The 25,085-nt window shown below is 38.8% G+C and carries 17 protein-coding genes; 8 read left to right on the forward strand and 9 right to left on the reverse strand.

Going from position 1 to position 25,085, the window contains the following annotated elements:
- The first annotated feature begins 668 nt into the window (after positions 1-668).
- Both MSBR3_RS06275 and MSBR3_RS06280 read left to right on the forward strand, forming a co-directional pair.
- Positions 669-1,850 (forward strand): ATP-grasp domain-containing protein, encoded by a 1,182-nt coding sequence (locus tag MSBR3_RS06275; RefSeq protein WP_048107172.1) that lies wholly within the window; start codon positions 669-671, stop codon positions 1,848-1,850.
- A 1,349-nt stretch (positions 1,851-3,199) separates the two neighbouring features.
- Entirely contained in the window at positions 3,200-4,057 is an 858-nt protein-coding gene (locus tag MSBR3_RS06280; protein ID WP_048107173.1) for a MerR family transcriptional regulator, read from the forward strand.
- A gap of 90 nt (positions 4,058-4,147) precedes the next feature.
- Here MSBR3_RS06280 and MSBR3_RS06285 read toward each other — a convergent pair whose 3' ends face one another.
- The 4 genes from MSBR3_RS06285 to MSBR3_RS06300 form a co-directional block, all read right to left on the reverse strand.
- The gene (locus MSBR3_RS06285) at positions 4,148-5,023 is read right to left on the reverse strand and encodes a nicotianamine synthase family protein (protein ID WP_048107174.1); all 876 of its coding nucleotides are present in this window, start codon (positions 5,021-5,023) and stop codon (positions 4,148-4,150) included.
- A gap of 162 nt (positions 5,024-5,185) precedes the next feature.
- Positions 5,186-5,479: an ArsR/SmtB family transcription factor gene (locus MSBR3_RS06290; protein WP_048107175.1), complete on the reverse strand. Its 294-nt coding sequence runs from the start codon at positions 5,477-5,479 to the stop codon at positions 5,186-5,188.
- 104 nt (positions 5,480-5,583) lie between these two features.
- Positions 5,584-5,775 (reverse strand): hypothetical protein, encoded by a 192-nt coding sequence (locus MSBR3_RS06295; RefSeq protein ID WP_230627886.1) that lies wholly within the window; start codon positions 5,773-5,775, stop codon positions 5,584-5,586.
- Between the two features lie 345 nt (positions 5,776-6,120).
- A complete protein-coding gene (locus MSBR3_RS06300) occupies positions 6,121-6,585 on the reverse strand; it encodes a PepSY domain-containing protein (protein WP_048107176.1) in 465 nt (154 codons plus the stop codon).
- Positions 6,586-6,801: 216 nt separating this feature from the next.
- On the opposite strand from MSBR3_RS06300, the gene MSBR3_RS20090 reads away from it, so the two are divergent.
- Positions 6,802-6,972 carry a hypothetical protein gene (locus MSBR3_RS20090; protein WP_155396744.1) on the forward strand — a complete coding sequence of 57 codons (171 nt, stop codon included), beginning with the start codon at positions 6,802-6,804 and terminating at the stop codon, positions 6,970-6,972.
- Positions 6,973-7,305: 333 nt separating this feature from the next.
- Here the strand turns inward: MSBR3_RS20090 and MSBR3_RS06310 are convergent, their stop codons facing one another.
- Genes MSBR3_RS06310 through MSBR3_RS06320 form a run of 3 tightly spaced genes read right to left on the reverse strand, consistent with a single transcriptional unit; the run spans position 7,306 to position 10,747 of the window.
- Positions 7,306-7,980, reverse strand: a complete 675-nt coding sequence (locus MSBR3_RS06310) for an ABC transporter ATP-binding protein (protein ID WP_048107178.1) — start codon at positions 7,978-7,980, stop codon at positions 7,306-7,308.
- A 24-nt stretch (positions 7,981-8,004) separates the two neighbouring features.
- Positions 8,005-8,991, reverse strand: a complete 987-nt coding sequence (locus MSBR3_RS06315; protein ID WP_230627890.1) for a DUF3344 domain-containing protein — start codon at positions 8,989-8,991, stop codon at positions 8,005-8,007.
- Positions 8,960-10,747 carry a CARDB domain-containing protein gene (locus MSBR3_RS06320; RefSeq protein ID WP_048107180.1) on the reverse strand — a complete coding sequence of 596 codons (1,788 nt, stop codon included), beginning with the start codon at positions 10,745-10,747 and terminating at the stop codon, positions 8,960-8,962. The genes MSBR3_RS06315 and MSBR3_RS06320 overlap by 32 nt, the downstream gene beginning before the upstream one ends.
- Before the next feature lie 948 nt (positions 10,748-11,695).
- Here MSBR3_RS06320 and MSBR3_RS06325 point away from each other — a divergent pair.
- Positions 11,696-13,087, forward strand: a complete 1,392-nt coding sequence (locus MSBR3_RS06325; RefSeq protein ID WP_080942228.1) for a DUF3344 domain-containing protein — start codon at positions 11,696-11,698, stop codon at positions 13,085-13,087.
- Positions 13,088-13,123: 36 nt separating this feature from the next.
- Here MSBR3_RS06325 and MSBR3_RS06330 read toward each other — a convergent pair whose 3' ends face one another.
- The gene (locus tag MSBR3_RS06330) at positions 13,124-13,987 is read right to left on the reverse strand and encodes an energy-coupling factor transporter transmembrane component T family protein (protein ID WP_048107181.1); all 864 of its coding nucleotides are present in this window, start codon (positions 13,985-13,987) and stop codon (positions 13,124-13,126) included.
- Positions 13,988-14,096: 109 nt separating this feature from the next.
- Here MSBR3_RS06330 and MSBR3_RS06335 point away from each other — a divergent pair, with 109 nt between their 5' ends.
- Together MSBR3_RS06335 and MSBR3_RS21390 are read left to right on the forward strand one after the other, a co-directional pair.
- Positions 14,097-15,977: an ABC transporter ATP-binding protein gene (locus MSBR3_RS06335; protein WP_048107182.1), complete on the forward strand. Its 1,881-nt coding sequence runs from the start codon at positions 14,097-14,099 to the stop codon at positions 15,975-15,977.
- The gene (locus tag MSBR3_RS21390; RefSeq protein ID WP_268989124.1) at positions 15,974-16,099 is read left to right on the forward strand and encodes a hypothetical protein; all 126 of its coding nucleotides are present in this window, start codon (positions 15,974-15,976) and stop codon (positions 16,097-16,099) included. The genes MSBR3_RS06335 and MSBR3_RS21390 overlap by 4 nt, the downstream gene beginning before the upstream one ends.
- Before the next feature lie 112 nt (positions 16,100-16,211).
- Here MSBR3_RS21390 and MSBR3_RS06340 read toward each other — a convergent pair whose 3' ends face one another.
- Positions 16,212-20,297, reverse strand: a complete 4,086-nt coding sequence (locus MSBR3_RS06340; RefSeq protein ID WP_052723307.1) for a DUF3344 domain-containing protein — start codon at positions 20,295-20,297, stop codon at positions 16,212-16,214.
- 2,096 nt (positions 20,298-22,393) lie between these two features.
- Here MSBR3_RS06340 and MSBR3_RS06345 point away from each other — a divergent pair.
- Complete coding sequence (locus MSBR3_RS06345) at positions 22,394-23,698, forward strand: glycosyltransferase family 4 protein (protein ID WP_052723308.1); 1,305 nt, start codon at positions 22,394-22,396, stop codon at positions 23,696-23,698.
- Positions 23,695-24,756, forward strand: coding sequence for a non-hydrolyzing UDP-N-acetylglucosamine 2-epimerase (wecB, locus tag MSBR3_RS06350; protein WP_048107183.1), 1,062 nt, complete (start codon positions 23,695-23,697; stop codon positions 24,754-24,756). Before MSBR3_RS06345 ends, wecB begins: the two co-directional genes overlap by 4 nt.
- Positions 24,757-25,085: the final 329 nt, after the last annotated feature.

Here is a 25,085-nt window from a genome sequence, read left to right on the forward strand (position 1 = left end):
TGAATATCCCTTACCACCTTAATGTGGAAGTTTGTTGGTTCGAATTCCATCCTTTAAATAATAATTTTAAAGTTTCTTAACTTCAAGTTATCACTCATTTCTTATAGCATATCTTAAAACTAAACTTGATAGTACAAATGAACCAGTTCATGCATTAAAACTCAAAACGGTAGCATTTTATGGTTATTGTATTTGATTATATATCTTGAGTGCATAAACCCAATGGGATAAAATGATACCTTAATGTCAATGAGCATCTGTAGACCAGGAAAATTTATGATCTGGGTTTTAAGTTAACATTCTCATTATCCTACTGGAGTAATTGTTTGAATATTAAGGCACCCTCTAAGAGCCTATTAGAAAAGTCATCAGGTATTATTCAAAATCGGAACAAACATAGAACTTAAGCACCCTGAGTTCAAAACCACTAATATTAAATTAACAGCTTTCTAAAATTAAATTTTTAAATATGAAGCTTGTAGTATTTGTTTTTACATTGTGAGTATGTAAATTCCAATATATTCAAACAAAACCTGTCGTGACTTTAGCACCATCTAATAGCACCATCTAATAGCACCATCTAATTATTGACTTTTCGGATAAGCCATAAGCCGAAAACACCATGAGTATAAGAATTTATTGATGATAAATGAGTAAACAGTGGGAACATGCAAAATATACTTGTAATCGGATACAATAACCGGAACATTGTCTGTTCTGCTCGGAGAGCTGGTTATAATGTATGTTCTATCGATGCCTTCCGTTACTTTGACCTGCAGGAATGCGCATATGCTTCAGCTCTCCTGGAGCACAAGGCTGGACCAAAATTGATTGAACTGGATGTTTTTAAGACAAAGGCTCAAATGGTTGCCTTTGGGCTGGAGTTTGATGCCATTGTCCCGGGTTCGGGAATGGAGATGTTTGATTATGACTGTTTTTCATGCAATGTACTTGCCAGCAGTCCGGATAACAGACAAAAAGCTTCAAACAAAAAGTATCTCTCAAAAAGACTTGAAGCCCTTGGCATCCCACATCCTAAACGTTATTTTCCGGATGAAATAGATGCGATCGAATACCCGGTAATTGTCAAACCAGCCTCTAGTTTCGGAGGATTCTTTAGTAGGATCGCAAGAAACAAACAGGAACTTTTGTCTATTTTTGAAAATTTGTGCAGTCTAGATAATCGAGAGTTGGATCTGGAATTCATGGAAGAGACAGTTGTTATACAGGATTTTCTGGAAGGTATTCCTTCAAGTGTCTCTTTACTTTCTACTAAAAAAGAAGCCCTTTCGGTGGCAGTAAATGAACAGTTAATAGGGATACCCTGGCTCACAAGACTTCCATTTGCTTATTGTGGGAACATAACTCCTTTCAGGAATGAGCAGGCTGAGGAAATGGAAGCTCTTGCTGAAGAACTGGTACTTGATTTTAAGCTGCTGGGTTCAAATGGGGTGGACTTTCTGGTTACTGAAACTGGTCCTGTAGTACTTGAAATAAACGCGAGGTTTCAGGGAAGTCTTGACACTGTCGAAAAGGCTATGAATATTAATCTTTTTGAAGCCCATGTTGGCTGCTTCAAAGGAGAAATTCCTTCAAAACCCAAAACAGATTGCTTTGCTGCAAGAGGAATTATCTATTCGGATCGAGAACTTTTTATAGACAGACAGGTTTTGGAAGTCATTCTCGATGAAAAGGGCGCAGATATTCCAACCCAGGGAACGAGTGTCGAGCCTGATGTAGCTCTTACCTCCCTTTTTTCGTGCACCTCTAACAGAGAAGATGCAATCCTGTCCCTCGAAAAAAGGGCAAAGAGGATAAATACTTTTATTCAGTGCAAAAAAGACAGGTAGTAAATGAGCACCATTGGAAGGATGAACCTGTTCGAAAAGTCCTGTTGCTCTAAGAGGTTATCTTAAAATTCAATCCTTTTTTACAATTGGATTCTGGAAAATTGATTTTAGAACATACCTAAATAAGGAAATCCTAAATGCATATTTATTGTCCAAATAGGTAATGTATACCCTCAGTTTTAGCATTAATTTGGAAGGACCCTATATATTCTGTACGAGTGCAGCAAGGCTAGGATAAGTGTAAAGGTCTTAAGGTACAGATCGAAGATGATGATAACTACTGTATTACTTTTTGGGCAGAATATGTTTTAGCTGAAAATAATCGATTATTGTATCTACTATTCTGTTTTACTTGCCATAGTACTGAGTTGCACACTATTTTTGAAACGTCAGGATATTTATAAGGCATAAATATAATTATAAACAGCTGTTTATTTATTATATCTGATATTTTAGCAGAATTAGTCTTATGTTAATGTATCTAAACTGAATATATGTCAGGATGGCAGAGTGGCTATGCTTCCGGCTGCAACCCGGAATTATGTGAGTTCGATTCTCACTCCTGACTTTAAGAATACTGGCTCATTAGGCATACCATATATGAAGCTATTTTTCTTATAGATGTAAGAATATCGATTTATCTCACCTTTTCAGACTTGTTTCCTGAAATCTTTGGTAACTTGCTTAAGCCTTTTAATACCTGCTTGAAGTCTTTGATACTTGCTTAAGCCTTTTAATACCTGCTTGAAGTCTTTGATACTTGCTTAAGCCTTTAATACCTGCTTAAGTCTTTAGTACTCGCTTGAAATCGTTGGTACTTGCTATATACGAACTATAGCAACATTTTGGTGTTTACTGCTATAATTTACCGTAAAAACAGCTAAGAAGACTCTACAAGTCCATTGTTTTTCCTAAAACAACTAACTGCATTCTAATCCAATTACAGAAGAGGCAGGCGGGCATCTGGTTTGGGCATATAGGGTGAGCAAGGTCACGAACGGCAAGCCAGAAAATCCCGCCTGATAAATATTAGTCCTACATACAGTTAATTCTACAAGGAAAACAAATAAGAAGTTGCCAGCGACCAGAAGTGAAGGAAAACAGGTCAGAATTTTCTCCAACTCTAGCACCAGTAAAATCATAAATTATATTAAAGAAGTCATATCAAAATACTTTTAAACGAAATATAATTTAATGAATTTTATAAGATATTATGTAACTTATAAGATATTATGTAACTTATAAGATATTATGTAACCATATACGATTTTCTGTTCTTACATGAAGTCTCCCCCGGGGAAAAGTGAGGTTGTTTATCTAACTTCAGGACAATTACTGGCTTGAGCAAGATGTCTTCAGTAGATCAAATTCCAATCGGTAAGTTTTCTTTCATGACCCGCCTCTCGCAAAAAGCACTCAGGCTCTATGACCGGAAAGGGCTGCTTGTTCCGGAAGCAAAGGACCCTTTTACGGGATACAGGTACTATACCGTTTCCCAGCTGGAGAAGGGAATGAAAATCAAAACTCTGTGCTTCCTCGGATTTTCCCTGGAAGAAATTTCCCTGTTTCTTGATGCGGAAAACAAAGGAGACCTTGAGTATATAGAAGCAGGTTTCAGGAAGAAACTTGAGCAAACCCGGCTGGAAATCGGACAGCTGCAAAGGATCGAAGGGATCTTGCAGGGCGCCTGCAAACACAATGGAAAAGTTATGGAGTTATTCAAAATGTCTATTACAGAACCCATTATAAAAGAAGTACCAGAGCTGCGAGTAATAAGCAAACGTGAAGAAGGAACTTTTGTAGTAACCATTGGAAAACTCATCAGTGAGATCTGCTCATGCGTCGAGAGTCCTGAAAACCAGCGAAACCATGTAAAGGTTACGGGCCCTATTATGTTTCTCTACCATGATGAAGAATACAAAGAAACTGAAGCTGACATCGAGATTGCTCTACCGGTCTCTGGCAGGATTTCAGTAGAAGATTCCAAAATGGAAATAAAAACCTTACCTGCTATAAAAGCCATCTCAGCTATCTATCGCGGACCATATCCGGGAGTCGAAGCCGGTTTCAGCCAGATTTTCTCGTATGCCAGGGAAAAGAACCTGGAAACCCTGAGCCCAAGCAGGGAATTGTATTTCAATGACCCTGCAGAAGTTCCTGAAGAAGAACTTATGACTGAAATTCAGGTCCCGATAAAGGAAAAGTAATTTATTAAAGTGGTCTATTAATAGACTTGTTAGATTATAAATAGTCTATTAATAGTCTTTGTGTTTTAAATAATCTGTTTAATAATCTGTTTAGTACTCCGGAATTCCGGAGTAATTACTCTTTTTTTCCAGAAAGATGACTGTATTATATGCAGGAGGTTCGGGCCTAATTCTCTTATATTCCCTGTAACCTTCAGGCAAATCAAGCAGAAAATCCCGGTTTAAAAGTTTCATTAAGCCTTTTTCGTAGATCCGGTAAGAAATTCTGCAGCCTGGCGGCATTACTGTCAGTAAATAATCGAGAATTTCTTTTTTAGGTTCAGCCTGAGCAGCTATCACGAGAGCCTTTATTCCTGTATCAAGGCCAAGAAAATCTATTGGATTCATAGAGTAATGGGTCCCGTTAACTATAGTGATCTCTTTAGAAAGCCCGAGCTTATCAAGCACTTCCGTTGAAAGCTTTGCCCTTTCAGAGTTCTGTTCTATCCCTGTGCCTTTTACCCCATGATATTTAAAGAAAACGATAAGCGTAAGGGGAAGAGGTCCACTCCCCAGGAAAAAAATTTTGTCTCCGGCTTTTAGCCCGAAACCTTCGTACTCTGTCCGAACCAGCTTGAGGTAATTTTTGTAAAAGGGAAATTCCTCAAGGACGTCCCAGGGAGATTGGCTCGCAAGAACTTCCTTTGCATATCCGGTTTCCAGCTTCACGGTATATAGATTCCTGAACCGGTTCAAGTGGATGAAAATCGGTTCCAGCTCCTGTTTATTCAGGAGAATAGAAACTACACAACTATCCAGATCCTGGGTAATTAAAGCATCCAGCTTCAGAAACAGTTTTTTGGACTCATCCGAAGAGCTGGAAAGGATCTCTTCATCAGAGAGTTTCCTTATGTCCTTATACAAGTCAAGTATTTCTTTGAGAATAGCCTCTGAAAGCTCCGAACTCTCACCAATCGCACTAACCATACCAATCCCCAAAGAGTATTATGGTGCGCCTGAATATATTTCTATTGAGAATTTCCCCAAACCTGAAACTCAAAAGGCTGAGACTTAAATAATTATTCTGGCAGCAAAAGTATCTGAACAAAATGAAAAATATAAAAATCCATAGAAATCAGGAATCCGACTTCACTTGAAAATCTGCTTCAGGTCTTCCATCCCGAGAGAAACCTCAAACTCCTTTAATCGATAAAACTTCTTGGCCCTAAGATCATCATCTTCAAGTCTGAGATCACTTTCAACAAATCCGGCTTTCTCCAGGCGTTTTAAATGCAAGTTTACTACCTGCCTTGAGAGGTTCAGGTCCTTAGCGAGTTCGTATACATACCTCTCCCTTTCGGCCAGCATGTAAAGCAGTTTAAGCCTTACGGGATGAGAGAGCGCCTCGCCAATATCCACTATTTGTTGAAGTGATTTTACCATCCTGAATGTCCTCGCATACTTTTGGTTGTACCTGGCCAGGAAGATTTCCAGAGCCTGTATAGATATAAAGCTTTAGATTTCTTCCAACTTGGATTTTATATCTTCTACTGTTTTTTGATTTCTTCGATATCTCTTTCCATTTTAATAATTCGCTCATTATCCCTCGGAGCTGTGTACCCGGATCTGTTCAGCAACACTATCGCCACACCCACTATAAGAAGAATGATTAGAAGATTCAGAAGAAATCCCCAGAAGGAACCAGTTATGCCATATCCCATGCCGTTCAAGCTTTCCACCTCGAAAATAACAAATATTCTTAAGATTATCGGTTTTTCTTATTCAACCGATTTTATTTCTCAGATATTGCTGCCATAAATATAAAAGAATATCCGGAAAAAGGTAACTGCAAATATAAAAACTATCAGAAATTTTTGATAAAAGTTCAATAAACTAAAGAATTTACCTGTAATTTGAAGAATTAATCTATAATTTAAAGATCTAACCTGATGAAATAAATAAATAGATAAATAGATAAATAGATAAATAAATAGATAAATAAATAGATAAATAAATAGATAAATAAAAGATGATGTTAAATTGGATTGCTTCAGCACTCAATTAATACTGAAGTATTGTTGTTTTCAACAGGCATATGCCCTGCAGGAGCCTTGACCTCTGCCGTATCCACTGCCTGTTTGTACTCCTTTGCAAACAGGATAATCGGTAAACACTTCACCGCTGACGGCATCAATTCTTGCCTGCCTGTTAACTCCGTCCTCATCCTGATAGGAAACAATCCACCAGCGACGCATCTGAGAAATGTCCTCTTTGGAAACGTTGCTGTCGATTTTTGTTTTTGCGATTTCGAGCGCTTCATCTACGGTTTTGACCTCAAGTTCCGAAGTATTACTTGAACTGAAATTAGGGCAATTGGAGAAGTTCCCGTTATATGAGCCAGAGTTCATGTGTCTTGCAGCCCACCTGTGCATTGATCCAAAACCGTAATTCGTCCCTGCATTATCCGAAGCAACCGCACTGACCACCGCTGCTCCGGAAATCCCTATAAACAGTATTCCCAGGAGAATTGCTATAATCGCTTTTCTCATTTTTACACCTTCACGCATATTTTTCTTTTGTTTGTAACCTATAATTAACCGTAAATATCTGGTGCTGCTACATATGTAGTGTATTTGATACATATATAATTTGATATAAAGACATATAACTTTTGGCATATACTGTTTGTTTTCACGAAAAATCAGCGGTACTTCTTATTAATCCATTATACAAGTAGTGAGATCCAGAAAAAAGTGAATGAACAGATGAATGAACAGATGAATGAACAGATGAATGAACAGATGAATGAACAGATGAATGAACAGATAAATGAACAGATAAATGAACAGATAAATGAACAGATAAATGAACAGATAAATGAACAGATAAATGAACAGATAAATGAACAGATAAATGAACAGATTGAGGGTAAGTAAAACTAATATCCTGGCAACTTAATTATGATACATAACGTAGACAATTTCTCATCAGCATAAAGTGATTTTGAGTTCATTTAGCCGATTCATAATCAAATGTTTGAGACACTAGTATCTGAAGAATGATGGATAAGAGTAGAAGACTCTACTCTCTTTAAGTTTCATAACATGTCATTAAAGTTGGGGATAAAAATTTTTTTGGAAATTTATTTCAAAGAAAGAGTACAAGATTTACTTATGAATTTTAAAAGTTTTGAGACTGCCCTTGAACAAACCTCAAGTACCTTGCAGTTAAAAGAGGTTTTTCTATAATTAAAACTCTCGTTAAAACTCTCAGGAAGTAAGTTCACCATCACTTAACTTCACAACCTTATCTGCAACTCTGGCCATTTCAGGGGAGTGGGTTGCAACGACAAAACTGATCTTCTGTTCTCTATTTATATCTTTCATGAGATTTGTGATTTTTTTCCCAGTAACCGAATCAAGGTTTCCGGTAGGTTCGTCGGCCAGAATAAGCCTGGGGTTATTTGCAAGAGCCCTGGCTATGGCTACTCTTTGCTGTTCTCCTCCAGATAATTCCGAGGGCAGGTGATGTATTCTATCTCCAAGTTCAACAAGGTCCAGGAGTTCAGTTGCTCTCTGTTTTTGTTGGGAACGGCTGATCCGGTTAAAATGCATCGGATAACAGACATTTTCAAGGGCGTTCATTGTAGATATTAAATTGAAAGCCTGGAATACAAAACCTATCGTCTGTCTGTGGAGTCTGACAAGGTGAGAAGAGTTTCTGTAGTCAACTTCGGTACCTTCTATAAAAACACTGCCAGAAGTAGGCTGGTCAAGGCAGCCAATAATGTTAAGTAGAGTAGACTTGCCGGACCCGGAAGCGCCCATAAAGGAAACAAATTCCCCTTCTTCAATTTGCACATTTACTTCCCTGAGAGCCTCTACACGCATTCCGGAATCAAAAGTATAAAACTTTGACAGGTCTCTGGTTTCAACAATATTCATCTATTATCCCTTTCCTACAAGACATTAGCTACTCATCTTTTCAGAGGATTCGGACTCTTTAAACTTAAGCACAAGTATCGCATTTGTTGCCAGAAGATAATCTCCTTTGTCCTGAATGCTAGCAAAATTCTCAGCCGGTTCTAGATAATCTGCTACCGGCTTCTCATCCAGAGCGACCTGGACAGTCTCATTTGTCTGGTAAATATTCTCCCAGCTTTTACCACTTCCGAACAGAAGCTGGATAATATCTCCAAGGACCGGAATACTACTGGTTTTCTCATTAAAAAAAAGCTTATTCCTGGCTTCTCTGCCCGAGCTGTATCCTCCTGAAGGCGAAACAGTTGTCAAGCGTGCATCCGTAACATTATCGAGGTTAATATCACCTTTAAAATAAGTAGTTGTTGTTGCCACTTCCGGAGTAATTCCGTAATCAGCATATAGCATATCACAACCTTCACCAATCCAGTACTCGATAATCGGTAATTTCGGGTTCTCGTATACGAGGAGAAGCCCGATACCCTGTACGCAAAAGGTACTTCCGTTTTTGTCCGTATTTACCATTGAGATGGAATAACTTCCGGGTTTGGAAATCTTCCCGCTAAGGTCACATGTGTTCATCCCCGAGAAATAATCATACCTTGACACAAATCCCTTGGTATCCGTATACATGTGCCCTTCAGGCAGGGGTACAGCAGTTCCTGAGCTTGTAAGGGAAGCATTGAATTGCGGATATGTGCCTTCCAGATCTTTTTTGCTCCAAACCCAGTAAACGTAAGCTTTTGCAACCTTAATAGAACTCCCTGCAGGAGGATTAACACTAAAGTTAACCATATAGCTTTTGTTGTATGTAAGCTCACCACTATATTTACTATCTCCGAGAGAAAAATCAAGGCCTCCATGGTGCTCATCATGGATGACAGTCTGCAAGGGTTTATCTCCGGCATACGAGGCTGAAGCTGGAATTGTGAGCAGCAGGAGATTAAGCAAAATTGCAACTGGCTTCAAATTCATTATTATCCTCATCCGACTCAACAATATGGTTATGCTCGTCGACTTTCGCTTTCAGGGTGTGCTCCCCACCCACAGTTTCAACCCGTATATCGTTCACGATTGTTTTTTGGCCTGTAATTTCCGGAATATTCAATACAGTGACACTTTTTCCGTCAAGAGAAATATTTACATCGAAGTTCCGAGCTGAAGCTTCTCCGTTATTAATAATCTTTACCGGGACAGAGTAGGCAGTTTTCTCCGCTGCATGGGATTCTTCGATACAGCCACTTGAAGCCAGTATTATAAGTACCGCAAGTAAAAGTAGTAAATATGGTTTTTTTCTCCGGAATCCTAAAATCGAGAGGAAAGAAAGAAAAACTATAGAGGAAGACGCGGCTTCTTTCTGTGCCTCTATTTTTACAGGATCTCCAAGGGAAACCGAAAGTTCTGGCTTTGACCTGACACTTACATTTAGTGCACAAACATTGTTTTTCTCATCTGACTCTTGTATATTATTTTCCGGGTCTAAAGAGAGTTCAAGCAGGTGTTTTCCTTTGATTGCAGACCATGAAAAAGAGGAACTATACACTCCGGAAGCTTCCATATGGACTGGGAAAGTTGAAACCTCACTTCCATCTACCTTGAAGCTCATAGTGCAGTTCTGATCATAAATTTCCCCAGGATTGTTTATTGTGAAAGAGATTTTTGCCGGCATTCCATCGACCAGCTCTTCTTCAGAGATATTCATCTCAGGATAAAGGTCTGGAAGAACAGATGCCTTATCCTTTGAGCTCAAAACCAGGGCTGCAAGTACAGGATGCAGGTAGTCCTCTCCTTCCTTATCATCAATATCCCCATCCCCGTTCAGGTCAATTCCCCTCAAAAAGGTTGCTGAGTTATTATCCTGCAAATAATCAAGCACATCAAAACTTTCGATATCAAAATATCTGGAAGGAGAACCTTCATTTCCGGATGCATCATTACTTGTCTCATCAGCAATGTCTCTAACTTTTTCTCCATATTTTTCAGAGAGGTTCCTGGGTGAGGTTCCAAGAGTCTTTCCATTAAATTCAAGATAATCAGGCAGGCCCTTTGATCCTGTAAGGTATACTACTGAAAGATTTGCAGTATCCTTGTTATTCAAAGCCTGTCCGCAGCTGAAATTAACATTTGCCCTGTCATTAGAATTTGCCAGGGTACCGCTCCAGCCTTTCCCGTGAAGATTTACGTTTCCGCTAAGGAGCTGGTAGGAAACTTCAGGTGCTTTTTCGTTCTCACATCCCACGGCAAGCACTGCACCATATACCCTTCCATCCAGCTTGTTTCCTGGCTCTCCCTTGCTTGTAAGGATGTTCACAATATTTTCACCATTTTTTGTAACATTGCTTACATCATAAGAAACCCAATAAACTCCATGGCCTGCACAGTATACATTTTTGCTTTCGTCATTAACACCAGCAAGCGGTAACTGCTCAAGCTTTTGCCCGTTAAACTCAGGCCGGAGCCATCCTTCGTAATTTTCCGTGCCCCCCCAAACTCCAACATACAGACGAGCCCAGCGGACAGTACCATCCGGAACGTTAAAGTTTTGGGAATAGGGAGGAAATGTAAGTCCGTGCCCTCCGTCTATGTACACTTCTCCTCGGAAAGTACCCTGAGCATCCAGAGTTAGAGGTATACCTTCAAAAGAGTAGCTGGCTCCTGTAAGAGGAATTGAAATTAGCAATGAGAGCAAAAAGACAAACAATATAACTATTTTCGTAATTCCTGTTTTCATATCCGCTCACTTTCACACCAGAGCAAAGTTTCAACTTTGAGAGAAACCTGGTAAGTCTCTGATTTCATTTTTGGGTAGATTTCTTTAAGTTCATAGAATTAATATGACAAGTTCGTAGAATAAATATAACAAATTTGTCTCATAATTGAATATTTACAAAAACTTAAAGATTATTAAATATTACTACTTTTCTATTTTGTATGAATAATTATAATAATAGATAATTTTAATAAAGATTATTATAATCAAGATTTACACTCAAACTTAATCTGCATAGATGGCTAAATTTTCAACAATAAATATACGTTATTTTGAGAGATTAATCCTTTTAATACCATAAAAGATAAATTAAAACCATTTTTGAAGTTTTTTAATGTATAAAGGATCAATAATCTTATTTTTTTAAGTTTTGAACTTTAATTTTGGTTTTGGTATAAAATCATAATAACTTAAAAATAGTACTAATTGTTGCCATATTAACATATTGATTAGTGATTTTTTAACAAAAATTATATACTCAGAGTTATTAGCTATCTACTAAATTATAATATCAAGAACATGGGAAAAATTAAACAATATTTCGTTTTAAATAATATTTAACTCTAAACGAGATTCCATTTTAAACAATATTTCATTTTAAACAATCTCCCATGCATTCGAATCGACGTCTGTATTTTGAAGAATGCCTTACAAGCCCGTTTTGAAATAGTCCAATGGAACCTCAAACTTGGAGTAAACTTATGATAAGGAGGATATGGATTCAGTTTTACTCGAGCCCATGATAGAAACAGTAGATGAGCAGGATCTATGTGAAACTGAAATAGTAAAAATAGCTGAGAAATGAGCAGGATCTATGTGAAACTGAAATAGTAAAGATAGCTGAGAAAGGAAGATGAAAACGCAGAATAGCAGAAATAATGGCAAATTTTGCAGGTGGAAAGATAGGATATGAAGACTAGAAGAGTAGAACAAAAAGGAGATCAAAAAAGAGATCGGAAAGGAGATCAGAAAGGAAATCAAAAAGAAGATCAGAAAGGAAATCAAAAAGGAGATCAAAAAGGAAATCAAAAAGGAGATCAAAAAGGAAATCAAAAAGGAGATCAAAAAGGAAATCAAAAAAGAGATCAAAAAGGAGATCAAAAGAAGATATATAAAACGAGAAAAATTTGGGGAATAAATGAAGATCATAAGGCAAATAGCGAACATAAAATAAGAATAATAAGACTCAGCCAGGAAGGAAATAAATTTAACCGGCTGGTAAGGTTACTTTGCGTGATAGCAGGACTATGCTGTTTGCTTTCCATGCCTGCCCTGGCCCAGGCCCCCGAGAAAAACGGATACATAGCAGACAAGCCACTTGAAACATACATCCATGACTCGATTAATGGAGGTCTCTATTATAGTGTTGGAAGCAGTTATTACAGTGGGAAGGTCTATCCCGGAGACGTATACTCTACAACACATAACATCGATCTGCCCGAAGGATCGACAGTAAAATTCGCAAGGCTTTACAATTACTGGACCTGGAGTGCCGAAGGTGTCACTGGCAGGTACCCTGAGATGAAAGTGAGATTTAACGGAAAAGAACTTACACCTGAAAAAGAATACAGTGACAGGAAAGGCTGGGGCATCTATGATTATCCCACAGGCACCTGGGCCTATAACATAACCGATCTTGTGAACGGTTCGGGTACTTGTAGCACTGAGATTGAAAACACAGGCCCTGATGCATCTTTTGTTTGTATTGATGGTGTAGGTTTGCTAATAGTTTATACGGACCCTAAAGGAAAAGACATCGAATACTGGATCAATGAAGGAGCTGAAGAACTCAATTCTCAGGTGGATGAGAACGGCAATCCTCTTTATTATGCGAGCTCTAATGAGACAATTTGTGAAATGCTCAAGCCTACCTTGCAGCTCCCTGTCCGCAGTGCAACCCTCTGGACGATTGCTCAATCCGGAAACTGGAATGATAACGCTCTCCTGATAAACGATCAAAAATTTCCCGGGATTACCGATGGAGAACCTTATCCTGACCTTGATACCGATATGAGGGATATCACAAGCTACCTGAAATCTGGAGAAAATAGCATCCTTTTCCAGGCCATAGGAGACTATGTGGTACCTTCAGGGGCCTTCTTAGTGATTGAAAAAGATCCGCAGGCAGAAGAAGCAGCACAGGCTTCTGAGGAAAGTTCCGGAAAATCGGATGAAACCGGCGAAACTCAGGAGACTTCCGGAAACGAAGCGAGCAAGGCCCCAGGATTTGGATTTGATTATGCCCTTGCCTTTTTAACTGCAGGTAAACTGGTTGCAGGGCATAGACAGAAAAAGGGTTGAAAGAGACTGTGCTCCCTATTCTTCAGGTATTCTTCATCAAATAGGCACGGTACCCCCGAAACCAATGTAGCTCAGATAAAGCCCACCTGACGTTAAAAGGATTGTATATATCAAAAAGATATAATCATTCCTTTTTAATTTGAGTTCATTTACATAGGTCCTGTGCCTGTTTGCTCGAAAGCCTCGTGTGTCGGCAGCAATGGCAAGTTTTCTTCCTGCCCGAAGTATATTAACTACAAGAGGAACAAGGATATATTTGAGGGCCTTTGCTTTTCTGCGGACGTCACCTTTAAGCTCAAGCCCTCTTGCTTGCATTGCGTTCAGGATTATGCCGCTTTCTTCGAGCATTGTAGGAGCAAAGCTGACCGCAGAGGATACCATAAATGCAATTTCATATGGAATACCTATTCTATAACTTTTTCCTGCAGTCCGAATTTCGAAAAAGCGAACAAATGCGTCGATAAGCATTCCGGGATGAGTTGTGGCAATAACAAGCATAGCAGCACTTAGAGAAGCCATAACACGGAAGGACTGATATAGCCCATAGACGGCTCCGTCTGCGTAGAAATAGATTCCCCCTGTAAGAGGTCCCAATAATGGGAAAGACGATGGAACGAGAGTAAACAACGGATCTTTAGCCCAATAATAAAAAAGAGCCTGCGATATTGTAAAACTCAATAGAACACTCATGAAGATAATAATTATTGCCTTTATCCTGCTTTTTGAGGGTTTTAACATGACCCAGAAAGGTAAGGTTGATATGAATAATATTGCCAATAGATCCGGAGTCCCGAACACAACACTTAGCACCGATATTCCAAAGAGCCAGAACAATTTAACTCTCGGGTCAAGCCTGTGAAGCAAGCTATCTTTTTGTTCATAGCGAAAAAGACTTTTCAAACATGGATCCTCCATGAAAATTATTCACACAAAAATAAATTATAATTAAACTATTTCTTACTTTCTATAATAAATTTAAGCTTAAAGGTATAATCAAGAGGCAGATAGTATGGATTCCTTATCTGAGAAAGTTTCAGTTGGCTTGGGAACTGCACATATCAAGCTTGAAAACCTCACATACAGCTACCCTCACTCAGATTCCCAGGTACTTTCGGACGTAAATCTTGAACTTAAAAAAGGGGAATTTGTGCTACTTGTGGGTCCCAGCGGTTGTGGGAAAAGTACTCTTGTCCGCTGCTTTAACAGGCTGATTCCAGAAATCTCAGGAGGAAGTTTTTCCGGACATGTTCTGCTTCAGGGAAAAGATCTTAAAAATGAAAAAATCAGGAAGCTGGCTCTTGAAGTTGGAATGGTGTTCCAGAATCCGGAAACCCAATTGTTTTGTATGACAGTAGCTGAAGATATTTCTTTTGGACCTGAAAATTTGGGCTTGCCCAGAGCTGAGATACTATCCCGCGTAGAAAAAGCTCTTAAAGCAGTTAGACTGGAGAAACTTAGCAATCACTTCATTTTCACACTCTCAGGAGGAGAAAAACAGAGGACTGCAATAGGAGGAAATCTAGCAATGGAGCCTGAAATCCTGGTACTTGATGAACCGACATCGGATCTTGACCCTACAGGCACTCAGGAGGTGCTTGAGCTACTAAAAAGACTAAATGAGGAAAAGCAAACAACCCTTATTCTGATAGAACACAAACTTGATTCGGTTTTTGAAATAGCAGACCGTATGCTTGTTATGGACAAAGGCAGATTTATCTTTGATGGAAAACCTTTCGAAATCCTGTGCCGTGAAGAAGAAACACTCAAAAGACTTGGAATTCATCCCCCTCAACTTACTGAAATTGCTCATCTGCTGGGAATGGATTCCGAAGCTTCAATAGCTCTATCCTATGAAAACGTTCTGAATAGGCTTGCTAAACTCTTGCAAATACCTGCAAGCCAATTTGAAAGCCAGATAGAACAAAAACATGAAACTTTCAGTTCTATTGAAATTTCCAGCTCTGTTGAAACTTTCAGTTCTATTGAAATTTCCAGCTCTGTTGAAATTTCCAGTTTTATTGAAACTTCCAGTTCTATTTTACCCTCAGAGGAAAATTTACCCTTTGTACGAATAGAGAATCTCTCCTACAGGCTTGAAGATGGTTCGGAAATCCTCAAAGATATTAATCTGGATATCAAAAGTGGAGAGTTTCTTGCTCTTCTTGGACACAACGGAGCTGGAAAGACAACTCTAGCAGGCAACTTAATAGGATTTTGCAGGCCTTCCGGTGGAAGAATCCTTCTTAACGGAAAAGACATAGAGAGGTATTCGACAGCTCAGTTATCAAAAAAAGTTGGGTACCTTTTCCAGAATCCAGATTCGCAGATATTTATGGACAGTGTATTTAAAGAAGTTCGTTTTGGACTCGAGAACATGGGTATTCCCAAAAAGGAAATTGAAAAACTGGTAAACGAATCCCTGGAAACGATGGAACTTTCGGCTTATAAAAATAGGCATCCCCACTCTCTCTCAAGAGGGCAACGACAGCGCCTGGCAGTAGCTTCCATTCTTGCCCTCGAGCCGGACCTTCTTGTCCTGGATGAACCCACAACAGGGCAGGACAGAGGACACATACTTAAGTTCCTTGATAAAATCAAGGAGCTGAAAAAACTTGGGAAAACGGTTATTCTCATAACACATGACATGGAACTAGTAGCCGAGTATGCTGAAAGGATTGTAGTAATGAAGCAGGGGAGAGTCCTGCTGGACGGACCAACAGCAAAAGTATTCTTAAGCACGGATAAACTGAATGAAGCTGGAATCATCCCTCCCCTCCTTTCAAGACTTTGCTTTGACCTTCAAAAACAGGGAATTAATGTTCCTCCAATATTAACAGTCTCCGAATTGAAATCTTTCCTCCGGGATCATTGTCCGGAGTTGCGGGATTGAAAAAGCGAAATCAAGGAAACAATTCGTACAAAAGTAAAAAGAAAGAAGAAAAAGAAAGAAGAAAAAGAAAGAAGAAAAAGAAAGAAGAAAAAGAAAGAAGAAAAAGAAGAGAATGTAAATAGAGTTGATCAATTATCCCCACTCCTCTTTAGTTCTGATCTTTTTTATCGTTTTTCAATTTAAAGATGTATTTGCTTTCAGATTATATCTCTTATTTTGTATTTGTTGTCACTTTTATGCAGTTATTTTTATATAATCGGTTTGTGTTACCGTGTTACTGCCGGCAGCATTTGTTGCTGTCAATGTCACTGTATAACTCCCTGCTTTGGAATACTTATGCTTTGGATTCTGGACTGTGGACGATGCACCGTCTCCAAAGTTCCATTTCCATTTAGTCGGTGTTCCAGTACTTTTATCAGTAAAAGCAACCGTCAACGGCATTTTTCCTGAAATAGGAGTTGCAGAGAATTCAGCAACCGGCTTTTCTGTCACCTTTATATAATCTGTTTTTGTTACCATGTTGCTGCCTGCAGCGTTCTTTACTGTTAAATTTACAGTATATGTTCCTGCTTTGGAATACTTATGAGTCGGATTCTGTTGGGTTGAACTTGTTCCATCTCCAAAACTCCATTTCCATGCAGCAGGTGTTCCTGTACTTGTATCAGTAAACTTAACGTTTAATGGTGTTTTTCCTGATGTAACACTGCTGCTGAAGTTTGCAGCAGGTTTTGCTGTCACTTTTATATGTTCTGTTTTTGTTACCGTGTTACGCCCTGCAGCGTTCTTTACTGTCAAGTTAACAGTATATGTTCCTGCTTTGGAATACTTGTGAGTCGGATTCTGAACGAATGACCTTGACCCATCTCCAAACTCCCAGATCCAGCCAGAAGCTATACCTGTACTTGTGTCAGTAAATTTAACGTTTAATGGTGCTTTTCCAGATGTAACACTGCTGGTGAGATTTGCAACAGGTTTTGATATCACTTTTATATAATCGGCTTCTGTTACCGTGTTACTGCCTTTAGCATTGGTAACTGTAAGTATTACCGTATACTTCCCTGCAGCTGAATACTTATGCTTTGGATTCTGTTTGGTTGAAGTTGTTCCGTCTCCAAAACTCCATTTCCATTTGGTCGGTGTTCCTGTACTTGTATCAGTAAAGGCAACTGTTAATGGTGTTTTTCCTGAAGCAGGAGAGGCTGAAAAAGCAGCTACTGGCTTTCCTGGAGATGAACCAGTGACTTTAACGTAACCTGTTTTTACCTCCGAATCGCTTCCACCAGGTCCGGTTACTGTGAGGTTGACAGTGTAAGAACCGGCTGCAACGTAAGTATACGAAGGACTCTGTTCTGTACTGTCTACATTGCCATCGTTATTGAAATCCCATGCATAGGAAGAAACAGTGCCGGTTGACTGATCCTTAAAGTTGACAGTTAGAGGAGCAGTACCAGAAGTCGGAGTAGCTGTGAAATTTGCAACAGGTGCTCCAGGAAGCGGTTCGCTTACCAAAATGTATTCGGTCTTTACTTCAGAATCACTTCCATCTGCATTTACAACTGTAAGGTTGACAGTGTAGTTACCAGCTGCATTATAAATGTGAACAGGGTTCTGCTCAGTACTGTCTACATTACCGTCGTTATTGAAGTCCCATGCATAGGAAGAAACAATACCAGTTGAAGCATCTGTAAACTGAACCATAAGAGGCGCGTTACCTTTTGTCACATTTGCGGTAAAGTTGGCTACTGGTGCAGGTTCTTGTTCTTTCTGATAGTCAACGACAAGGATCTGCTGGAGAGCATCCATGCCTCCACTTGTTGTGCCCTGAATTCCGGCTTCGTTTTCTGTTGCAGTTATGTAATTTGTCGTATTAAAGACCAGTGGACTTGCGGTGTTTGAATTCCCCTGCCAAGCGTTGGTTGCCACGGTGTTTCCGTTGAATAGCAGGTTTCCTTCATCGGGCCCGGCACTTCCGGCGAAACTGTACATCGTAGCATTTGCTACCTTGCTCTTGTCAATGGACATACCAGTGAAAGGAGCATATGCTGTAGCCTCTTTGGGAGTTGTTCCGTAACTGGACTCAGATACGCCAAGTTCGTCGCACTCTTCATTGATAAATATCTGTTTCCTGGTCTCGTTAGAGTTTCGATAGATTACAACAAGGGTGCTTGGATACAGTGCGATTTTATTGTAAGAGCTATCATATGGATTCGTTACAAGGCTATTTCCGGCCTCGTTGAACTTGTCAGTTACATCGTAGACGCAGAGACCATATTCATAATCAGCATATCCGCCAAAATTGCTCCAGTCCCTGTAGAGAGTTCCGTTTCCTGTTGAGAGATTTCCGTTCTCAATTGTGTTTCCGTTAAAGTTAAGATTCAACCACGGATATCCGCCAGGAGTTTGGTCCCAGTTGTAGGCGAAATAAAGAAGGACTTTTTCTATTGTGGAACCGCTGGGGATTGGAAGGTCATCTGCAGTCCATGTTTCGGTCCTGTCACTCCAGCCAACAGCTTTGTAAGCAGTATCAGGCTGCGTGGAGTAAAGAAGGTTACCCTGAAGGTCATAGGTATGTTTGGTGGTGATGTTGCTGCCACCTTCCCAGTAGATGCCTTTGCCTTTATAACCGTTATATCTGAGCGGTTTGGACGCACTGCTCTTGTTATTGTTTGCCTCGTTGGTTTCAGCTATCAGGTTATCAGGGTCAACAACTGCAGTGTACGTTACCGTACCGCCTTCGAGGCTGCGGATAGTCGGGTCAATCAGGCTTATTGTGGCCTTTCCTCCGCTTGCAAGGGATGCGATTGTTGTCGTGTTTACCGGAACCGTCCCACCGGATACATCACTTGCATAAAGTGCTACTGAAATATTAGAAAGACTGCCAGTTCCAGTGTTCATAATGTTGAGAATGTTTATGGTATTTGGTTCTTTGGCAAAAACCGCAGAGCCTGGAACCGTATTGACGAGTCCGCTTATAGTGAGGTCATTTGTCGCTGCTGAAGTTGCGGTTATGTATTCGGTCTTTACCTCAGAGTTGCTTCCCTTTGCATTGGAAACCGTGAGGTTAACAGCGTAGTTTCCTGCCGTACTATAGGTATATATCGGATTCTGCTCTGTACTGTCAACAGTTCCATCGTTATTGAAATCCCACTGCCAGGAAGTAGGGGAACCAGTTGAGTTTTCGTTAAATTGAACCGTGAGAGGAGCCGTTCCGCTGGTCACGTTGGCAGTGAACTCGGCATCGGGTGCAGAGGTTGATTGAAGCGGTTTTTTTACCACCAGGAACGCGAGGGGAATTTTGTAGAATGCTGCGGTACCTGTACCCGGCAGGTACCTGGCATAGGCAAATGCAGAACTGCTGCCGGAAATGGATGATGTCACATTCCAGGAATCAATCCCTGAGTAAAGACCCTGAGTATCAGCGATACGGTCAAGCTCTATGTTTGTAAATGATCCGGTCTTTGTAGATGCAACAAAATTATTATCTGTTGTTGGGAAACCGTAGTACCCATTGTTACTTGCCAGGTAGTCGGCAATGAGTGTGGCCGAGGTAATGCCTGAAAGCCCGGCTGTATCAAAGGTGGTGGTTCCAATGGCAACAGTGTCTTCATTTTCCTCAGTATAGTAAGTGCAGGCATCGTGCCCCTCATTGACCCAGTACAGCGTTTCTGTTGTTGAAGAAGGATCGTCGTATGCGACGACGAGCTCGACCATCTTTATCCGACCATCGTAGGAACCTGTGGCATCTACGTTCACCTTGATTGTGGGTTCATCCACCTGAATCAGGTTCGTTACATTATACCAGCTCAGGTAGTCACTCGTCACACGGGTTGTGTGCTCGTTGAGCATCAAATAAGGTTCACCGGTACCGTGGCCGGAAAACTCGCTGTTGTCATTGCCACCGCCGCCGTAGTCCCCGCCCTGCATGTAGATAAAAGGCTGACCGGGGTCAGTTTCTGTCCAGTTGTTGTCCCAGGTTCCGTCGTTATTCCAGTCAACCTTAGTAGCGTAGGTGATGGCCTTTGCATCCTGCATGTGTCCGCAGTAGCTGGAAACGTAGAGCCTGGCCCATTTGATCCTGCCTGACCCTGCCACGGCAGCTGTCGGGAGGGAAAAAGTTCTGTCCACAACGTTAGTGTAAGTCGCTGATGGAGGGTTCCCGGAGATGTACAGGCCACCGGTCACTGTTCCGGTCTGAACGGTTGTCAGCGGAAGGCCACCAACCCAGTCGTCAGCAGCTACGGTGCCTGCAAGCAAAGTGAGGCAGACTCCAATGCTTAGAATTAGTAGTAATAATGTTGAAATTGGTTTTTTATTCGTCATTATTCCTCCTATACTTAGTTAGAGGCAACTATTCAGCCTGCCAAAATCAGTTGAATTCGCTTATTTTGGAGATACCTGGAATTCCGGTTCTAGCCTTTCAATAAATGTAAAAGCACAATCAACCGCTAACATGAGGAACACAGGTTCACACAAATTTGCTCGCCGATTTTAATGAAAACTACTCTTGGTGTTGTTCTGGTCAGTCTGAATTCACCTACTTATTTTAAAGCCCATAACTCTTCCATTGCGACCCGCTTTGGAAAGGTTTAAGGCGGCTGTTCAGGATTTTAATCTCACAATTTCATTTTTTATTCAGAGGGAAAACCAAAAAACAAAAAAATTAAAACATTTTTCTATAAAATTTAAAATTTGGATCTGTAATCACGAATTGTTTATCAGACCAAAATCTACCTTTTAAAAATTCACATCCTCTGTAAAATTTGGATTTCTATTAGAGATTAAGAACAAAACTTTTTAAAAGTGGCATGGACAAATTTCTCAAAGTTCAACTTTATTTATTTTCAGTTTGTAAATTTTCAGTTTGTAAAGGCCAGATATCTGACTCTGCTTTGAAGACAATGTTTCCTTGTTAAGAGAAACATCTATTACAGTTCAGCCACTTCAAAAAAGAATAAAATAACACAAAGTATTTAAATTGTTTGAAAATATTAAGAACATATTAGTTTATATTCAACATAATTAACACAGATATAAAAATTAGTAACATAATATTTGTCAATTGTCTCGTTATAAATCCACTATATATTCATAATATGATATTTTTAATTTAGAAGAAGAAATATAAATAAAGAGATTCTATTTTTATTGTATCTAAAATGATTTTGCAGACTCAAAACTATTCTTAAGTCCAATAAATAATACAACAGGCGATGCAAAGGGTTAAACGTTTAGTAAATTCCAATTCCATTTTAGTATTGTGGAATGATTGTATAATGAAATAATTCTAAATTCGAGTAAAATAATCGGTCACCTGTATGTGATATATGACTGCAATAAAAAAATAAAAAACGAAATAATTTTAGGACAAAATAGATTCTCAACCAAATTAAATTGAAAAAGAGAACTTCTAAATGCTTTCATTATATTTAAGGTTTTTGTTAATTTTTATAATATTTAGTACTATTATTTATTATATTTATAAGATTTAATAACAATATATAATAAAACAATATTGTATTCTATATAATATTTGAAATAATACTGCAAATGGTCGCCATACTGCAACTTATTAATAATATTTATTTAAAATAAACAGCTTATCTTCTTTTTAACATCATAATATATTTTGTAATTAAATACTTTTCTCTAATATTAAAAAATATCGGTACCGGGAACAGGATATTTTGTTTATCAGTATGAAACTGAAATTAATAAAAAACAATCAGCCAATATCGAACACAAATCAATTAATTGTAGAATTGTTCATAAAATTTTATATATAATTACTTGAAAAATTATTATTTTATAGAATAAGTTTGCTCAAAACTACATACTACCTATTAAATAACTTTATATAGATGACAAAAAATCATTACTATGTCAAAGGAAATAGAGTCAAAAAATGAGATAAATAAAACTATCCTGAACCCAACCTGAAAAGGCATCTGCCAATAAGTATTCGGTAAATCAAGGTATTGAGAATGATATTCGACAGTTAATCATCTGAAGTATCAAGGAAAGATGATTGAATTTTGGACAGAAAGAGTCTGGAAAACTACGACAAAAACTGATTTCCAGGCTCTTACCTAATATCACTCGACGGTTTCCACAAAAACACCGAGATCAACCTGGAGAAGGATGAAAAGAACCATTTCCGAGCTATGTCATATTATTTCGGGCTCTATATATTTATTGGAAAGTATCGATCAGTCCTATTAGAGTTACAAAATCTGTGCCATTCTAGATGATATCAACAAATAAACAGTTAAATAGAAATTAATAAAATGATTTTTATAAAGATTTGGAGTTTGGGTGGTAATTCTGGTCGTTATAAGATACACTGCGAAAAATAGTTTTAGCTGACGCAAGATTCTGAACAGGAACGGGAGAAACGAGATTATCTGGGGTGTGGAGATATGGGCAGGGAAAATAAAGTTCCGAAGCGGAATTATTTCCAAATAAAACAAATGAATATACACTATCTAACAGATATATACTTTGGAGAAAAAAACGCTGGGACAACCCATACAATAGAAATTTACAATAACTTATCAAAAAAGAATGAAGTCCATTTGATATGTCAAAAACCACAGACTGAAATTAAAGTCGAAAATAAATGCTACATTCCACTTTTTGGTACCAAGCGTCTAATGCGTATTATTTTATTGAATTTTCTATTTTGGATGATATATCCTCTATACCTATTAATCAAAAAAAAACCAGACATATTTTATCAGCGATTTGATGGAACATTATTCTTGTCTCCCTCACTGGTATTCTCCAAATTATTTAATATCCCTCTGGTTATGGAAGTAAATGGGGATATGCTTGATGAGATATCAATGAGACACGAACCACAGGTTTATGTGAAACTCATAAAATTATGCGAAAAGATTTACTACTCTAACGCAAGCAGGATAATTACAGTCACTGAAGGAATAAAACAAGAAATAATCAGAAAGTATGGCATTCCTGAAGAAAAAATAGAAGTGATCGGAAACGGAGTAAATACAGATATATTCAGACCACTGAATAAGATCTCAAATTTGAAAACAAAATACGGGCTTGATAAAAACAATGTCGTTGCTTTTGCTGGCATTCTAGTAGAATGGCAAGGACTCAAATATCTCGTAGAAGCCGCACCTGCAATTTTGAAAGAAGAAGTAGAAACAGTATTTTTAATAATCGGGGATGGCCCTTTAAAAAACGATCTGATTCAAAAAGCTAAAGATCTGAATATAGATAAAAAATTCATATTCACAGGTTTCATACCCCATAATGAAATGCCACTGTATATAAATGCAAGTGATGTATGCGTGGTACCTAAGATACCCCTAAAGTCTGGCTACTCTCCTTTAAAATTATATGAATATATGGCGTGTGGAAAAGCGGTCATAGCAAGTGATGTGAAAGGATTTGAAATACTGAATCAAGTAAAAGCAGGAATTTTGGTTGAACCGCAAAACTCTCAGAAACTATCTGAGGCTATTTTAAAAGTACTAAAAGACGAATCTTTAAAAAACGAAATGGGAAATCGTGGGCGTAACCTAGTGTTAATGCACTATAGTTGGGGGAGTATAGCTCAGAAAACGGAAAAATTACTTGCAAATGCATTAGAGGAAAAATATATAGGTTCCGAGCATTTTAGGGCAAGTTCCAGACTTTTTAGGGCAAGTTCTAAACGTTCGAGAGTAAGTTCTAAAAATTTGAGGAGAAAATGAAAATAGCATCTATTGTCGGAGCTCGTCCTCAATTCATCAAGTGTGCTCCTCTTTCTCGACTTATAAGAGAAAAACACGAAGAGATACTCATACATACAGGTCAGCATTACGACATAGGAATGTCCGATATCTTCTTTGATGAACTGAAGATCCCTAAACCGAACTACAATCTTGGTGTAGGGTCCGACAGTCATGGAGTTCAAACTGGAAAAATGTTGATTGAAATTGAAAAAATTCTTCTAAAAGAAAGTCCTGACCTTGTCCTTGTATACGGAGATACGAACTCTACACTTGCAGGAGATATTGCTGCTTCCAAATTACATATTAAAACTGCGCATGTAGAAGCTGGTCTTCGGTCTTTTGATCGGTTCATGCCTGAAGAAATTAATAGAGTACTTGCAGACCATATCTCAGACCTGCTTTTTTGCCCAACAGAAACTGCAGTCTTAAACCTGAAAAAAGAAGGAATCACAAAAGGAGTCTATAATGTAGGAGATGTAATGCTTGATTCTTTGAAATATAACATAAAGATTGCAGAACAAAAAGCTACAATTCTGGAGGACCTGAACATTAAATCAAAAGAGTATATTGTTGCAACTGTTCATCGGGCTTCGAACACTGACAGCTTTGAAAACCTTTCCTCCATAACAAACGCTTTCTGTCACGCAGGTGTTCCCATTGTATTTGCGGTCCATCCCAGGACTGAAAAGTATCTGAAACAGTACGGGCTCTGGAATGAATTGTGTAAAAAAATTAAAGTCGTTCCTCCCCTTGGATACCTGGAAATGTTAAAGCTCATGGCTCATGCAAAGAAGATCCTCACAGACTCAGGAGGGATACAGAAAGAAGCTTACATGCTTAAGGTACCCTGCATAACTATGAGGGAAAATACCGAGTGGGTCGAAACGATCGCAGATGGAGGGAATGTACTTGTTGGAGCGGATTATGAGAAGATCACAGATGCAATTTTAAATTTTGAAGGTGTCCCTATAAAAGGGAACTTTTTCGGAAATGGAAATGCATATGTAAATATTTGTGAAATCTTAGGAAACACATAGTTTTCTATTCTGGCTGAGACTTCGCGAGTTCTTAGCCATTTGAAATTCACCAGACACGGTGTGATCCCCTTGTCATATCCTAAAAAACTTGCATCCAATGTTGGTGTTACGTTTGTAGCTTCTGCTGTAAGTATGCTTTTAGGTTTCCCTGTTTCTGTAATATCTTGGGATGGGAACCAAAGCAGGGATTTTACTCTTGCGAAAAATGTTGTTGATGCGAACATACTGTCTGTGAACTCAATAAGATAGGAGTTTTCAATATTGCATGTGGAAGGAGAATTACGATTGATCAACCTGTAAATTATACAAACAGAATTATGATATGAGAG

Origin of the sequence: Methanosarcina barkeri 3, from assembly GCF_000970305.1 — an archaeon.
GTDB classification, from domain to species: Archaea; Halobacteriota; Methanosarcinia; order Methanosarcinales; family Methanosarcinaceae; genus Methanosarcina; species Methanosarcina barkeri_A.

Excerpts from the sequence above, each read along its gene's own strand:
- MSBR3_RS06275 (WP_048107172.1), top strand. The coding sequence starts at position 669 with ATGCAAAATATACTTGTAATCGGATACAATAACCGGAACATTGTCTGT.
- MSBR3_RS06280 (WP_048107173.1), top strand. The coding sequence starts at position 3,200 with ATGTCTTCAGTAGATCAAATTCCAATCGGTAAGTTTTCTTTCATGACC.
- MSBR3_RS06285 (WP_048107174.1), bottom strand. The coding sequence starts at position 5,023 with ATGGTTAGTGCGATTGGTGAGAGTTCGGAGCTTTCAGAGGCTATTCTC.
- MSBR3_RS06290 (WP_048107175.1), bottom strand. The coding sequence starts at position 5,479 with ATGGTAAAATCACTTCAACAAATAGTGGATATTGGCGAGGCGCTCTCT.
- MSBR3_RS06300 (WP_048107176.1), bottom strand. The coding sequence starts at position 6,585 with ATGAGAAAAGCGATTATAGCAATTCTCCTGGGAATACTGTTTATAGGG.
- MSBR3_RS20090 (WP_155396744.1), top strand. The coding sequence starts at position 6,802 with ATGAATGAACAGATGAATGAACAGATGAATGAACAGATGAATGAACAG.
- MSBR3_RS06310 (WP_048107178.1), bottom strand. The coding sequence starts at position 7,980 with ATGAATATTGTTGAAACCAGAGACCTGTCAAAGTTTTATACTTTTGAT.
- MSBR3_RS06315 (WP_230627890.1), bottom strand. The coding sequence starts at position 8,991 with ATGAATTTGAAGCCAGTTGCAATTTTGCTTAATCTCCTGCTGCTCACA.
- MSBR3_RS06320 (WP_048107180.1), bottom strand. The coding sequence starts at position 10,747 with ATGAAAACAGGAATTACGAAAATAGTTATATTGTTTGTCTTTTTGCTC.
- MSBR3_RS06325 (WP_080942228.1), top strand. The coding sequence starts at position 11,696 with ATGAAGACTAGAAGAGTAGAACAAAAAGGAGATCAAAAAAGAGATCGG.
- MSBR3_RS06335 (WP_048107182.1), top strand. The coding sequence starts at position 14,097 with ATGGATTCCTTATCTGAGAAAGTTTCAGTTGGCTTGGGAACTGCACAT.
- MSBR3_RS06340 (WP_052723307.1), bottom strand. The coding sequence starts at position 20,297 with ATGACGAATAAAAAACCAATTTCAACATTATTACTACTAATTCTAAGC.
- MSBR3_RS06345 (WP_052723308.1), top strand. The coding sequence starts at position 22,394 with ATGGGCAGGGAAAATAAAGTTCCGAAGCGGAATTATTTCCAAATAAAA.
- wecB (WP_048107183.1), top strand. The coding sequence starts at position 23,695 with ATGAAAATAGCATCTATTGTCGGAGCTCGTCCTCAATTCATCAAGTGT.